Genomic DNA, 16261 nt, shown 5'->3' on the forward strand with positions numbered 1-16261 from the left:
AGTTTTTTTGAATACTGCTCTACCATATAAAATTCCAAATAGGTAAGTTCCTTTTGGACCAAGGTAATTTTTCTACTAATTGGCCTGTGGCGATCGAAGTGCTTTTTTGAAAGTAACTCAACCGGATAAAAATAGGGATTGAATTATTCTTTCGGTTTCTTCGGGTATCCAAATTCAGGCTTAAACTCGCCTGTATAATTTAAAGATAGATAAAAATTTGAACATGAATAGTTGGTATTAAATCAGTTAAAAAAAACCACTACTATAACCTTGTTTTACTATAAATCTGGAAAAACAACTATTAAATCACAACGCAGAGAAAAGTACTTTAAGACCACTCAGGGAAAAAGGATGTTGAAATTAATGCTTCGAAAAACATTTATAGAAATAGGGTACCCTAATCTATCCCCTGCTACTTCTACAATATAGATACCGGGGTGTATTGAAAAATTCGGGTGAAAAATATTTCAGTCACGGATTACAGAATTATATTAATAAGTATAAAAGTGCCTGGTCATTAATAAGAAGATGATATCGCCAAGCTAGGTCAAGCGTTTATTATATTGCGTATATAATCTTACATTATGAAAAATACTTGTTTTGTCCTGTTGGTGATATTTCCCATTTTCCTTTTTTCTCAGCATATGGAATACAGTGTAACTTCTTATCTGGAGGCTGGAAATAAAGCCCCTAATACACATTATATTGGCGAAGCATGGTTAAACAGCCTTCTGCGCGCTGATGAAACATTTAATTATAACATTACCAAGGCAATGTTTAAAGCTAATTCAACATTAGACTGGCATAAACACTCCTCTCCACAGGTTTTGATAATTGTAGAAGGAGAAGGGTACTATCAGGAAAGAGGAAAGGACCCAATTAGAATGAAGGAAGGGGATGTTATCAGATGTGAAAAAGAAACCGAACATTGGCATTCATCGTCAAAGGAAAAGGACGTCACTTATTTGGCCATTTACGGAGGTACAGAGCCAACAACTTGGACTGAAGTATTAAGTCAGGAATACTATGATAATGTGGCCCACAGATTAAAATAATATGTCGGGGCAATATCTTTGAGGCTGAGGGAAATGTATTGTCTAACGATATACTGAAGGTCATAATCCTTAAGCCCTCTTTCTTGAAAAACTTCAGCCGTCCACAAAATAAAAGTGGTTTTTAATGGGATATTCCGGACCAGAATTCTGTCGGACATGGTTCGCCATCTATATTTAATTTATTCATTTATCCAAGGGATAATAATCCGTGCTTTTTCCCAATTCTATTTCTATCTTGGGAAATATTATTTAACTTGGTATCTTTCTAAATAATTTAAACCAAAGAAGCATGAAAACGATCACTAGCGAAGTAAACCAATATTGGGTCCACTTTCAGTCAGGAGGAAGTGATAAAAGTAAAGTATATCCCAGAGCCCTTGTCAAGTGTTATCACGATGACGACTTTGTGGTTCAGGTCAATTTTTATCCTGATGGGAAGGTGCCTGAAAACCATTACGACAAGCGTAACAAATTGGTGTACATGAGGTATCCTATCTCCATGTATCCTAATGTGATCGATTTGTTGAGGAATGAGAAACCCATTTACTTCAGCTATAATATTGAACTGAAACTTGGCTATGTCAGGACAGGGAAGGAACCAATCGGGGAAGGAAATATGGACGCAGATTTTTAATCTGAGGATTAAAAGTTTTCCCAATAGAGAATATCAAAACGATATAAATAATAAAAGAGCTGTAGAAATACAGCTCTTTTTTATTGGCAAAATCCGAGTTTGATTGCTTATTTCAGGAAGCTATTCGATGATCCCTGTCTTTTTTGCCCGCTCTTCCCAATTTCTTCGGGCCATGAGCTGCAGATCTTCTACATTGTCGCTCTCATCCATAATCTCAAGCCCCAGCAGGGTTTCGATGACGTCCTCCATGGTTACCAGACCACTTACTGAACCGTATTCATCTACTACCAGTGCAATATGTTCCCTTTTTCTGATAAAATTCTCAAATAATTGTGGGATAGGCGTATTTCTTTTGGTCATCAGAATGTCCCTTCTGATATCACTTAGTGTGAGCTTGCCATTATCGTTGATAATCTCTTCCATTACGTTATCCTTCAATACAAATCCGGTGATAGTATCCACAGTTTCCCCGTGAATGGGAATCCTTGAAAAACGAAGACGTGGATTTTGCTCAAAAAACTCCTCGATAGTCTGCGTCTCAGGCGCAATTTTTATCACTGCCCTGGGTGTCATGATATCCTTGGCCATGATCTCATCAAATTGAAGCAGGTTCTTAATCACTTTGGATTCCGATTTTTCAAATACACCTTCCTCTTCGGCAAGGTCAGCCATTACCGTAAAATCCTCCCTGCTCAGAACACTGCCTTTATGTTCTTTGCCAATGAGTCGGGTAAACAGCTGTAAAGCCCACATCAGGCCGGTAACCTGCATGATCCAAACCATACCTCGCAGGATTTGGGTAGAAATGCTGGCAAGTTCTTTCCAGTAGTTGGCGCCTATGGTTTTTGGGATAATTTCCGAGGCAACCAGAACGAGGATAGTCATCAGGGTTGAGACCAATCCTACCATAAGATCTTCAGTAAATTGTATTCCAAAAACCGTACGCGTCTGTTGACCGTAAAGGTCTACGTAGGCTACTTTAGCCTGCACCCCAACCAGGATCGCCCCCACTGTGTGGGCAACGGTATTCAAGGTTAGTATGGCGATCAGGGGTTTGTCTATGTCTTTTTTAAGTTCCTCAAGCGTAAGGGCATAGCTTTTCTTTGCCTTTTTTTTCAGGTTTACAAAAGTTGGTGTAACACTAAGAAGCACAGCTTCCAGAATGGAACAGAGAAAAGAGAAAAAAATGGCTAAGAATGCGTATAAGAGCAGTAGGCCCATGGAACTTTGTTCTTAGGCGAAGATACAATAATTTAAAAAAGTTCTTCAATATTCAGGAGGCTGAAATACAAAGTTCAAAACAACGGAGTTAATGGTGAACTCAACCAGTAGATAAGATTATCAGTAATTCGATAAAATATCAATTCCCTCTATTAACGGAAAAGTCGGGTCCTTTTGACTTGTAAAACATTGATTTTATCCAAATTGCTTACACCAGGTGAATTACCATTTTATATTGGCAATCTAAATCTTAATAAAATTTTGAAAATGAACAATAAGATAAATGCTTTGGAAATTGCCAGGTTTATGATTTGTGTCGGAATTGCCTGGATTGCCTGGATTACCCATTACCATACTGGGGCCATATTTTAAAATCAAGCTAACTCAATAAAAAAGCGCTGCCAATGGGCAGCGCTTTTTGTTTTGGTTCAATACCATTAATCATCTATCCCCTGCCCTAAAATATAAGGAGCGCCCATCCGCTGCAAATCCTTTTCCAATTGTGGAATTGTCGTATTGGCAATGGTTCTGATCTCTGTATACAAAGAGGCCATCATGGTCTTGGCCAGCTCGAGATTCTGCTTATGTAGAGGAGTGGGGCCGTATGTAGTTGATAAACCACGTCTGGCCACATTTAAATGATCTCCTGCATTGGGCGGATTGCGTTCCCCGATCTCGTCCCTGGACTTATTGCCTTCCAGTCTCTCTTCAAAAGCAAACAGTTGTTGCTGCAGGTCGTGCAGTCTTGTTGCTGTATTTCCAGGTGCAGCAGGAGCCCTGCTCAAGGCCAGCTTCATGGCCTTCACTTTGTCCATGCTGCTATTTAAAACATCGGAAATTTTACTTTCCTGGGTGGCAACTTCATTGTATGAAGAGATGTATGCATTGTACTCTTCATAAGAAACGCCTTTTAAAGTACTTTCAAACAAGGGTTCAACCTGAAAGGTGATAGGTCCATCCAGTTGTGTGAGGACTCCATCTACTTCCTTAGAAAGAGTTGCAGTATAGGTTCCTGGCATGGCCAGCGGACCTGAGTTCCACCAGGATCTGCCCCCGCCTGAAGACTGTCCTGGCCTGATAGCCCTGGAGCTGGGGTGCCTTAAATCCCATGCAACACGATTAGTGCCTTTTTTATCGCTGCCCTCCACATTTCGGATCACGTTGTTATTGGCATCCTTAATGGTGATCCAGATTTTTGGATCCTGCTCCCGTCGTTCCTCTTCCAAGGCATCCCATCCAGGAAAGGGAATGGAAGCATTTCTTTTTTCCAGATCTTTTTCCTTGTCCTTACGCGCTTTAGATTTTGAAGTAAATCCTTCTGCCAGGGAATAGGTAAACCAGGCCCCAAATTCGGGATTCTCAGCAAAGTAATAATCTGCTCCGGTGTTGCCCACTACGTTTTTAGGTACATACCAGGGGGCTGTCCTTGTTGAATAAAGTGCCCCTTCCTTTTTCAGGGATGCGTCGGTTATTTCACGCAGGGCACTGTAATCGTCCAGCACAAAAAAGCCCCGGCCGAAGGACGCACCCACCAGGTCATTCATTTCCTTCTGTATCACCAGATCGCGGAAGGAAATTGTAGGGGATCCCGGTACTTTATGCCAGTTTACCCCACCATTCATTGAGGTGTAAATCCCGTTTTCCGTTCCAATAAACAGCAGGTTCTTATTCACATGATCCTGAACCAGGCGCCATATAATCGTATTCTGAGGAAGGTCGCCCTTGATAGATCTCCAGCTTGCACCCTTATCGGTACTCTTGTATAGATAGGTAGAGAAATCCCCTTCTTTGTGATTGTCGAGTGCTACATATACCGTGCTTTCATCAAACAGGTCGGCTTTAATATCATTCACAAAAGAACGAGAAGGAAGTCCGAGTCTGGTTACGGGAATGCCGTTCCAATTGCCACCTCCATCGGTTGTGACCTGAATAAATCCGTCATCTGTTCCCGCATAGATAACCCCTGCAGTAACAGGAGATTCTGATAGGGAGGTAATAGTATTGTAATTAGACATAGCCCCAACATCCCATGCATTGTCCCAGCTTTGCTGTTTCCCCATGATGGGTAAGGTAATCCGCTCTTCATTGCGGGTAAGGTCACCTGAAATGGGTGTCCAGCTGTTTCCCCTATCTTCCGATTTCCAAACCCGGTAGGAGGCAAAATAGAGTCGCGATGGTTTATGCGGACTCACCAGTATTGGTGCATCCCAGTTGAAGCGTTCGTGTGGTTCCCCAGCCCTGGGTTGAGGTTGGATAAATACCCTGTCGCCGGTAATCAGGTCTACCCTATGCAATCCTCCCTGCTGGGTTTCTGCGTAGATGATATGGTTGTATTCGGGATCGGTAGCCGACTGGTGCCCGTCTGCTCCCAGGGTCTTATACCAATGCGCATTTCTAATCCCTTGTGGCTCATCGGTTCTCGATGGCCCTCCGGCGGAGCCGTTGTCCTGTGTTCCACCAAAAATATGGTAGAACGGTTTTTGATTATTCACGGCCACTTTATAAAACTGGGTAAGCGGCAGGTTTTTGATATACCGCCAGGTCTTAGCCAGGTCGAAGCTTTCGTAGATCCCTGCATCTGTGCCCACTAGCAGGTAATCGGGATCATCGGCCCTAAAGGCGATAGAATGATTGTCAGAATGCTTGTCGCTTTCCTGCAATTGTACAAAGGTCTTTCCGCCGTCATCGGAGGTTAAGATACGTACGTTCATAAGGTAGAGCCGGTCAAAGGCATGCGGACTGGCATATAGTTCCTGGTAGTAATGTGGTCCTGTTCCACCTGAAACGGTATTCGACATTTTTTTCCAGGAAGAACCCCGGTCTTCAGAGCGGTAAACTGCCCCCTGAGTTCTATCCAATTCGATAGCCGCGTAGAGTACATCGGGTTGCTGGGGAGAGATGGCGATCCCTATCTTTCCAAGATTTGATTTTGGCAATCCGGAGTTCAGTTTCTCCCAGGTTTCGCCTCCGTCTTCAGAGCGGTGCAGGCCTGAATCGGGCCCTCCACCCATCAGGGCAGCCACGGTACGGTGTCTTTGCCATGTGGCCGCGTAAAGCCTGTCAGGATTGCGGGGGTCCATCATGATATCGGTAACTCCGGTCCATTCATTTCCTCCTAACACCTTCTTCCAGGATTCACCTCCGTCTGTGGATTTAAAGAGGCCTCTGTCGCCTCCTTTGCTCCATAGGGGTCCCTGGGAAGCGACCCATATCACATCCGGATTATCCGGGTGTACGATGATTTCAGAAATATGCTCCGAGGCTTTCAGACCCATATTTTTCCAGCTACTACCTCCATCTTCACTTTTATAGACTCCGTCTCCATAGGCCACGTGCCTACCTCCAACATTTTCCCCGGTACCCACCCAGATGGTGGAAGGGTTATTAGGGTCGATGGTTAGGCAACCTATAGAATAGGATACTTCCTTATCGAAGATGGGTGTCCAGGTAGTACCAGAATTAACAGTTTTCCATACCCCACCTGAGCCTACAGCTACGTACCAGATGCTGGGATCATCAGGATGGAGGGCGATGTCGGCGATCCGGCCTGACAGGAATGCCGGCCCAACATTCCGAAGTTTGAGTCCGGCCAGGGAAAGTTTGTCTTCTTTAGAATCTGCATCTGCCGATGCGCCCCGATTCCTTTGTGAAAAGGCCAGGGAAGAGATGAGCAGAAATACAAGTGAAACGAGTAGTCCTTTTTTCATGGATATAGTGTTTGAGTTAGTAAAAAAGAGAATGTACAAAATACAACAATTATAGAAATTTTGCTGAAGGATTTACAGGAAGAATAAAGAATGAAGTAAAAGGAACTTAAATTGGAATCAATACATCGATTTTGTGGGCTGTTCTTGATAGAATTCGATACATTTAAATTTCCGGAAAGGGAATCGAGATGAAAAATGGAAAAGCTTATACCGCTGTATTATTCTTACTCCTTTTAGTAGGCATAAGTAATTCAAATTATGGTCAGACCGAACTAAAATTCAATGCCGCCTCGGCTTTGCTACTAATCCCCAATGTGGGGATAGAAATTCCGATCTCAGAGCGTTTTAGTTTTCAAATGGACCTGTCGGGATCATTCTGGGATTCCTTTGACGGCAAGCCCTTGCAGTTTACACAGGCCTTCGGAGAAGTACGCTACTATGGAAAAACTGACATCAGTGGGTTCTTTTTTGGGGGAAATGTGGGCTTTGGAATGTTTACACTCACCAAATACGGTTATGATGAAGATGTGTACCAGAGTGGACGTAATTACTATATCGGGGCATCGATAGGGTATAAGAAACGGTTATCAGACCGTTGGGCGCTGGAGCTCTTTCTGGGCGGAGGCACTTCCCAGGCCACCTACAGGGCTTATAGTCAGGAGACGAGAATGCGGATCGATATCCCTTTGGATGAGGACCGAAGTTTCAATAAAAGCGGGGAGTGGATCCCGTATCGTGGCGGACTCATGCTGGTGTACAGCCTGCGTTAAAATTGATACCCGATCATTAGAAAAGTATTCTTAAATTTGCCCTCCCAATTTGGCCTCATAGCCTGCCTGCCGCCAGGCAGGTTCAACGGATAGCCCCGATAGCTATCGGGGGAAGTTTCCTCAATAGACAGCAAAACATTTCAAAAAGTATTCATAAATTTGCCGTCCTGAAAGAGGCCTCATAGTTCAACGGATAGAATAGAAGTTTCCTAAACTTTAGATCCAGGTTCGATTCCTGGTGAGGCTACAGATAAGCACAAAAGCCTTTGCGAAAAGCAAAGGCTTTATTTTTGCGACCCGCCGAAAGAAACTTGTTTTGTTGAGTGCGGGTCCAAAAATAAATACAACTGCGCAGCAGTTGGGCTTTTGTATTTTCAGAATGAGTCTTATTCAGGAACAGCGACTCCTGAAGTGTGCTTTGCTATGCTTCAGGGGAGCTAATCCTGGTGATTAGGTTTGGCCTAAGAGAAGAATGGACTGCGCAGCAGTTGAGCTTTTGTATTTTCAGGATGAGGCTTTTTCAGGAACAGCGACTCCTGAAGCATAGCGGAGCAAGCTTCAGGGGGAGCTAATCCTGGTGAATTTAAAGTGCGGGTCCAAAAATAAATACAACTGCGCAGCAGTTGGGCTTTTGTATTTTCAGGATGAGGCATTTATAGGGCCAGCCCAACTTCACCCAACTGCTTTCCATTTATTACAAAATCTTGCTTATATTAGTAATGGAGGTCGAACCCAACCTTCCTGTGTTCGTTGTTTTTTGCTTTTACTAGTATGCAGAAAGTGGCGCACTTGCCTTATAACCACCACCAATGAAACCATCCTCCCAGGGCAAAAACAGTACTGAGGCCCGTGCTACATACGATAAGATTATCGAGATCTTTTTCTATTTCAGGCCCGTAGAAGAACTCGATAAAGTTGTACATCCCAAATTTCTGGGTTATGGCACTGCAGCTCACGAATTTTTTAAAGACCGGGAGGCACTTAGGAACATGGCCGTTATGCAAGCCGAACAATTGAGGGGTACGCAATTTACCTTGACCCGCAAACCTGTAATCGAGAAGTTTCTCACCAATGATTCTACCTTGCTAGTCCTGGAAGATTTTGAACTGTATATGCAGGATAACAATCACACTCTTCAACTCAGACTTTCCACAATTCTCGAAAAAGAATCCGACAAATGGGTAATTACTCATTTTCATGGATCAACACCCGACAAGGATATCGATGAGGAGGAAGCCTTTCCGATGGAAGGCCTCCGCAAGAAAAACGAAGAGTTAGAAGCTAAGATCAAAGAACGGACCCGTGATCTGGAGATAGAAACTGCCCTGGAAAAGGTAAGGACAGCCTCCATGGCTATGCAGAAAGGAGAAGAACTTGCCAACGTAATTAGTGTGGTCTTCGCCCAATTAAAGGCCCTTGGTATTGATTCTGAAGGATGTACATTAAACCTTTACGATAAGGAGGAAGGTATGGATATATGGATGTCTGGATTTGGAGAAGATGTTCACCCAAGGAGTTTTCACATTTCATATTTTGACCACCCTTATTACAGAATGCAATTGGATGATTGGAAGAATGGGGAGAAATATAAGGTCCTGGCCTTTGAAGGGGATCTCAAAAAGAGTTACGACAAGCAAACCTTTTCCAACAAAGACTTTTTTGAACTACCTGAAGACATTAGGAAAGAGTTTCTGGCTAAGGAGAGAAAGTTAAGTTCCGCTGCCTACATGAAGTATGGAATGCTGGAAATGGTTGGTGATAAGGCATTAACTGATAGTCAGGGAGATATACTTTCCCGGTTTGCTAAAGTCTTTGAACAAGCCTACACACGTTTTCTGGATATTCAACAAGCAGAATCCCAGGCCCGTGAAGCCATGATCGAAGCTGCATTGGAGCGGGTTCGCTCAAGAAGTATGGGCATGCAAAAAAGTGAAGAGCTTAAAGATGTCGTAAAGGTAATCTTCGACCAATTGGCCCACTTAAATATCAATGCGGATCATGCGGGAATTGTGGTTGATTATGAACCTAAAAAGGACTGGCATTTTTGGATTGCCGAAACACAGGATATTCCATCAAAGGTTACAGTCCCTTACCTAGATCTGGTCTGGGACCGACAATTCACAAAGGCGAAAAAAAAGGGAAAGGATTTCTTTACAACGCTAATGGACTTTGAGGAAAAGAACAGTTTTTATGAAGTTCTGCTGCCCCACGTTGAAGGATTAACTAAAAAGGTGAAGGATTTTTATTTCAGTTGTCCCGGATTGGCCATATCAACGGCCATAGAAAAGGATATCGGACTCTATATTGAAAATTTCTCCGGAACTCCGTATTCCGGTGAGGAAAATGAAATTCTCAGGCGATTTGCCAAAGTTTTTCAGCAGACCTACACCCGTTTTTTAGACCTGAAAAACGCAGAAGCCCAGGCCCGAGAATCTCAGATCGAGGCGGCCCTGGAAAAAGTACGGAGCCGCACCATGGCAATGCAGCATAGTGATGAATTGCCCGAAGCTGCCAATGTGTTGTTTTTGGAAGTCCAAAATTTAGATATACCTGCCTGGAGTTGTGGTTACAACATTTTGTCGGAAGATAAAAAATCGAGTGTATGTATCATGAGCAGTGAAGGTGAACTTCAAAAACCATTTACGCTGCCCCTGTCCGAACATGAAAGTTTAAAACCCTGGTATGATGCCATTATCAATAAGGAGGAATATTTTGTCTATGGGCAGGATGGGGAAGATTTGGTAGCACATTATGATTATATGAAATCCCTTCCTGAACTTAAAGCGACTTTCGAGCAGTTTGAGAAAGCCGGACTAGACTTACCAGTGCAACAGTTTAATCATTTGGTTCGATTTAACGAAGGTTTTTTACTCTTTATCACCTATGAGGCTGTTCCGGAAGCTCATGATATTTTTAAACGATTTGGAAAGGTATTTGCCCAGACCTACACCCGTTTCCTCGATCTTCAAAAAGCAGAAGCCCAGGCCAGAGAAGCTCAAATCGAGACTGCTTTGGAGCGGGTAAGATCAAGGAGTATGGCCATGCACAAAAGTGAGGAACTGGCCGATCTATCCCTTGAGTTGGTAAAACAGGTTCAGGCCCTGGGAGTAGATACCTGGTTTTGTGCCTTTAATATTTATGACGATGAATCTAAAGGCTCGTTAGAATGGGGCAGTAATGGTCAGGGTACATTTCCGGAATACAGAACTCCAATGGAAGGTATTTTCCTTCGTTATTATAAGGCGGGTCAGAAAGGAGAAACCCTTCTAATCAATGAAATTGGGGAAGACGAATGTCCGGCTCATTACGATTATTTATGCACCTTGCCCGGTGTAGGTGAGCAGCTGCTCAAAATGAAGGACGCGGGTATTCCGTTTCCTACTTCGCAAATAGACCATGTAGCCTTTTTCAAATATGGTTATGTCTTATTTATTACCTACGAACCGTCTCCGGAATCCCACGAAATATTTAAACGTTTTGCAAAAGTCTTCGAACAGACCTACACCCGATTTCTCGACCTGCAAAAAGCAGAAGCCCAGGCAAAAGAAGCACAAATTGAGGCGGCATTAGAGAAAGTACGTTCACAGTCATTAGCCATGCATACCACCAGCGAAATGCAACTGGTGGCCAATGCGGTGTATCACCAGCTCCAGGAATTGGGAGTAGTGATGGATGCCGTGGGGATGAGCGGGGTCATAGAAGAAAAGAAGGATTATGATGTTTGGATAGGCGGGGCGCCCATGGGAAAGGTCTTGCGTATTCCTTATAACAAAGACACCAAAGTCCAGCGGGATTATAATAAGGCCATTAAAGAAAGACCCGATCTGTTTGCGAGGACCTATTCGGGCAAGATTAAAGAGGAATATGTAAATCACCTGCTCACCCATGGAGATTTCCCCAGGGACCTGAAAAGGAAAATGGTCACCTCCTCAGCCTTTTCCACTTCCATTTCCTTTGCGAAGAATTCAAGTATACAAATAGCAAGGTATTCAAACAACCAGTACACTGCTGAAGAAAATGAGATCCTGAAACGCTTTGCCAAAGTATTTGAACAGGCCTATATCCGCTTTATGGACTTGCAAAAGGCAGAAGCTCAGGCAAAAGAAGCACAGATAGAAGCGGCTCTGGAAAAAGTTCGGTCAGCCTCGCTGGCGATGCACCAAAGTAAAGATCTTCATAATGTTTTAGTAATGTTGTACAATCAATTGGATGCCCTGGGATTAAAGATGCACTCGGCCCAAATAAGTGAATCTATTGAAGATCCCAAAGCAATACATTCCTGGATAGTTACCAATGGTGCTGTTTATCCGGAACAGGTTCATATACCATTCTCTAAAAATATATATTTCAAACGTATCAGGGAAGCAGTAACCAATGGGGAATCATTTTATACCCTAAAACTTTCAAAACAACAAAAAGATAAGCACTTTCATCACATTTTTGATAATTCCTCACTTAAGAATGTGCCTCAGGAAAGAAAAGACCTCATCTTTTCCAGCCCTGGTCTTGGAACATCCAATGCAATGGGGAAATATACCTCCTTGTCAATAATGCGCTATGATGGGATTCTGTACAGTGAGGAGGAAAATGAGATCATTAAGCGTTTTGCTAAGGTGTTCGAGCAGAGCTATACACGTTTCCTCGACATCCAAAAAGCTGAATCTCAGGCAAAAGAAGCACAGATAGAGGCGGCATTGGAGAAAGTACGGAGCAGAAGTATGGCCATGCATAATAGTAGCGAAATGCTGGATGTCATAGAGGTTGTCTCCGGGCAGTTGCGACATTTAAATTTAGATTTTGATACGGTAAGTTTTGCCACAAATGATCAGAAGGGCACTTTTAATTTTTGGATGACTTCCAGGGGACAACCCAAACCCATATTTATGGAAATCCCGCATTTAAATAATCCGGTAATAAATAGGGTTTATGAGGCTAAAAAGAACAATGAAACTTTTATTTCAGATGTATTTTCTGCTGCGGAAAACAAGGAGTGGACTAAACATTTGATTAAGAATTCAGATCTGAAAAATTTCCCGGAACCTATTAAGAAATTTATTCTGAACGCACCGGGTTTTGCCCGTTCAAGTTTTTTCTTAGAGAATATAGACCTGTATCTAGTTAATTACAGAGCTGTTCCTTTTGCTGAAGAAGACAATTTAATCTTTCAAAGATTTGCAAAGGTATTTGAACAGGCGTATACCCGTTTTCTCGATCTTCAAAAAGCTGAAGCCAGAATTAGGGAAGCGCAGATTGAAGCCGCCTTGGAGAAAGTTCGCTCCCGCACCATGGCTATGCACAAAAGTCAGGAATTGCATAAAGTGGTATTGACCGTTTCACAGGAAATTAGGAACCTGGGGTTAAATATCAGTGCTGCTCATATATACCGCTTTGAGGAGGGGGATAAAGGAATAAATATGTGGATCGCAGGTGATGGTGGTCTTTATCCTAATGAAGTTTATTTTCCGTATTTCAAACACCAATTTTTTGATGGTATTTATCATGCCCGAACGACTAACAAAATCTTTTTTACGATGTCAGGTACGAGTAAAAAAGAAAAAAATAGACTCTATCGCCATCTTCTAAATAACTCAAAAATTGAAATTTCTGAGGATAGGAAAAAGTATGTACTTGACGCTAAATCGTGGGCAGGTATAGTTGCGCTGGGAAAGTATTCAGGAATAGGCGTTTTGCGATTAATAGAAGAAGTAGAAGAAGAATTCAGTGTTGAAGAATATGAAATCCTAAAGCGATTATCCAAGGTCTTTGAACAGGCCTATATCCGCTTTCTCGATCTGCAAAAAGCGGAAGCACAAGCCAGGGAAGCACAAATTGAGGCGGCTCTGGAAAAAGTTCGGTCAGCCTCGCTGGCGATGCACCAAAGTAAAGATCTTCATAATGTTTTAGTAATGTTGTACAATCAATTGGCTTCGCTGGGATTGAAAATGCATTCGGCCCAAATAATAGAATCTATTGATGATTTTAAAGAACTGCATTGTTGGATAGTCACCAATGGTGTGGTTTATCCGGAACAGGTGCATGCACCATTCACTAAAAATATATTTTTCAAACGTTTCAGGGAAGCAGTAACCAATGGGGAATCATTTTATACACTAAAATTTTCGAAACGCCAGAAGGATAATTTATTTCATCACTTTTTTGATAATACCATACTTAGAAATGCGCCTCAGGCAAGAAAAGACCTCATCTTTTCCAGCCCTGGTATTGGAACATCCAACGCAATTGGAAAATATACCTCTTTGTCAATAATGCGCTATGATGGAATTTTATACAGTGATGAGGAAAATGAGATCATTAAACGTTTCCTAAAGGTGTTCGAACAGAGCTATACACGTTTCCTCGACCTCCAAAAAGCTGAATCTCAGGCCAGGGAAGCACAGATAGAAGCAGCCCTGGAGCGGGTTCGATCTAAAGCAATGGCCATGCACAGTTCTGATGACCTTGCCGATACCGTGGAAATACTTTATAAAGAACTAGATACCCTCCAGGTGCATGCTTTAAGATTTGGACATGCAAAAGTAAACTCGGATACCAAAATAGTTGAATTACATACGGCTACGGATTTAGGGAAAGTGGTAGGTCAATTAAAACTTGAGGGCCATCCGTTACTGGAAGAGATATATGAACATTACTTGGCAAAGGAAGATTTGTACTATGCCCTTCAGGGAGAGGAAATGAAAAGCTATTACGCTATTTTAGGCCACGCCATTGACATACCAATACCACCTATGGATACGGTACAACATGGCTACTTTTTCTTTTTAGAGGACACCGCCAATTATGCCTGGTCTGACAAGGCATTAGATGAAGAGGAACTCAAAGTTTATAGAAGGTTAATTAAGGTGTTGAACTTAACGTATAAACGCTACGAAGAGCTAAAGAAGGCAGAAACCCAGGCCAGGGAAGCACAGATAGAAGCGGCTCTGGAACGGGTACGTTCTAAAACGATGGCCATGCATAACAGTCAGGACGTTGCGGCTACCGTGGTTACACTCTTTGATGAGGTACAGAAGCTGGGGCTGGACGAATCTATACGATGCGGTATCGGTATCCTTGAAGGGAATGAAAAAATGGAAACCTGGTCTGTCAACGCTACGCCCGAAGGCAAGGTTGATCTAAAACTGGGGATGCTGGATATGAGTATACACCCCTTGCTGGTCGGGGTTAAAAATGCCTGGAAAACCGGGAAGAAAGGATATTCCTATGAACTTAAGAATGAGGATGTCAGGAATTATTACAGCAAATTAAATGAGGAACCCGAATATTCGTTTAATGTCAATTTAGACAGTGTACCCGATAGAATATACCATAGAATTTCCGTTTTTTCTGCCGGTGTCCTTTTTGCTTCTGCAGAAAACCCTTTTTCCGAGGAAGCCTCAAAAATCCTTGATCGGTTTGCCGGAGTGTTCGGGCAGACTTATAGACGATATCTGGATCTGTTGAAGGCTGAGATACAAGCGCGTGATGCCCTAAAACAAGCCACTCTGGACAGGGTTCGTGGGCAAATTGCCAGTATGCGATCCACTGAGGACCTGGAGCGGATCACCCCCTTGATATGGAATGAACTCAAGGCCTTGGAGATTCCATTTATCCGATGTGGGGTCTTTATTATTGATGAATCCAGTAAAACTGTCCAGGCATTCCTTTCTGCTCCTGACGGGCATTCCCTTGGTGCGATGAAAATACCTTTTGATGCCGAGAAGGTTACTGCGGCAACCGTTGCACACTGGAAAAAGAATGAGGTATACAGAACTCATTGGGATAAAAGTCAATTCCTGGAATTTATGCAACTGATGAAGGATCTTGGACAAGTTAGCAATGAGAAGGAATACCAGGGAGCCGAACAACCTCCGGAATCGCTCCACCTTCATTTTGTGCCTTTTACCCAGGGCATGTTATATGTTGGGAATACCGAACCTCTGGATGGGAATCAGATCGAACTGGTTCAGACCCTGGCTGATGCCTTTGCCATTGCCTATGCCCGTTATGAAGATTTCGTCAAACTCGAAAGGGCCAAGGAACAGGTAGAAAATACCCTTGAAGAACTCAAGGCAACACAGAATCAGCTGGTCCAATCTGAAAAAATGGCTTCTCTCGGAGAACTTACAGCCGGAATTGCGCACGAGATTCAAAACCCGCTTAACTTCGTCAACAATTTCTCGGAAGTGAGTGTGGAATTGCTGGAGGAAATGCTGGAGGAAATGAGTAAGGGAGACCTTGAAGAAGCTAAAGCCCTGATGGAAGATATCAAACAGAACCTGGATAAGATCAACCACCACGGTAAACGCGCCGACGGCATCGTTAAAGGGATGCTGCAGCACAGCAGGACGAGCAGCGGGGAAAAAGAACTCACAGACCTCAATGTGCTGGCAGATGAATACCTGCGGCTAGCCTACCACGGCCTTAGGGCGAAGGATAAGACCTTTAACGCTACCCTGGAAACCCATTTTGATGAGTCTATAGGAAAAGTAAACATATTGGCCCAGGATATGGGAAGGGTGATCCTGAACCTGATCACTAATGCATTTTATGCAGTAAAAGAGAAATCCTCTTTCGCCAAGGCTTCAGAGGATGAAACATATGAGCCAACGGTAACGGTAAGTACCAAGAAAACAAAGAATGGTGTTGAAATTAGTGTGAAAGACAATGGGAATGGAATCCCTAAAAGTATTAAAGATAAGATCTTCCAACCTTTTTTTACTACCAAGCCCACAGGAGAGGGTACCGGACTTGGCCTGAGTATGAGTTACGACATCGTGACCAAATGGCACGGTGGGGAATTACGAGTGGATACCAAAAAAGGACAAGGAACAGAATTTACAATTGAATTGCCTGTAAATTAAATTGATAAACCAA

The 16261-nt window shown here is 43.0% G+C and carries 6 protein-coding genes and 1 tRNA gene; 5 read left to right on the plus strand and 2 right to left on the minus strand.

The window, feature by feature from the left end:
* Positions 1 to 584: 584 nt before the first annotated feature.
* Positions 585 to 1055, plus strand: a complete 471-nt coding sequence (locus ACA086_RS03140; protein WP_371001891.1) for a cupin domain-containing protein — start codon at positions 585 to 587, stop codon at positions 1053 to 1055.
* 289 nt (positions 1056 to 1344) lie between these two features.
* Positions 1345 to 1689 carry a hypothetical protein gene (locus ACA086_RS03145; protein WP_369749675.1) on the plus strand — a complete coding sequence of 115 codons (345 nt, stop codon included), beginning with the start codon at positions 1345 to 1347 and terminating at the stop codon, positions 1687 to 1689.
* A gap of 120 nt (positions 1690 to 1809) precedes the next feature.
* Here the strand turns inward: ACA086_RS03145 and ACA086_RS03150 are convergent, their stop codons facing one another.
* Both ACA086_RS03150 and ACA086_RS03155 read right to left on the minus strand, forming a co-directional pair.
* Positions 1810 to 2910, minus strand: coding sequence for a CNNM domain-containing protein (locus ACA086_RS03150; protein WP_371001892.1), 1101 nt, complete (start codon positions 2908 to 2910; stop codon positions 1810 to 1812).
* 437 nt (positions 2911 to 3347) lie between these two features.
* Positions 3348 to 6617, minus strand: a complete 3270-nt coding sequence (locus ACA086_RS03155; protein ID WP_371001893.1) for a glycosyl hydrolase — start codon at positions 6615 to 6617, stop codon at positions 3348 to 3350.
* A gap of 188 nt (positions 6618 to 6805) precedes the next feature.
* Between ACA086_RS03155 and ACA086_RS03160 the strand changes: the two genes are divergently transcribed.
* The 3 genes from ACA086_RS03160 to ACA086_RS03170 all read left to right on the plus strand — a co-directional run bounded on the left by ACA086_RS03160 (position 6806) and on the right by ACA086_RS03170 (position 16248).
* The gene (locus ACA086_RS03160; RefSeq protein WP_371001894.1) at positions 6806 to 7387 is read left to right on the plus strand and encodes a DUF3575 domain-containing protein; all 582 of its coding nucleotides are present in this window, start codon (positions 6806 to 6808) and stop codon (positions 7385 to 7387) included.
* Positions 7388 to 7562: 175 nt separating this feature from the next.
* Positions 7563 to 7634 (plus strand) — tRNA-Arg (locus tag ACA086_RS03165).
* A 562-nt stretch (positions 7635 to 8196) separates the two neighbouring features.
* The gene (locus tag ACA086_RS03170; RefSeq protein WP_371001895.1) at positions 8197 to 16248 is read left to right on the plus strand and encodes an ATP-binding protein; all 8052 of its coding nucleotides are present in this window, start codon (positions 8197 to 8199) and stop codon (positions 16246 to 16248) included.
* Positions 16249 to 16261 lie beyond the last annotated feature (13 nt).

This window comes from Muriicola sp. E247 (assembly GCF_041358175.1).
In the GTDB taxonomy this organism is placed as follows: Bacteria; Bacteroidota; Bacteroidia; order Flavobacteriales; family Flavobacteriaceae; genus Muriicola.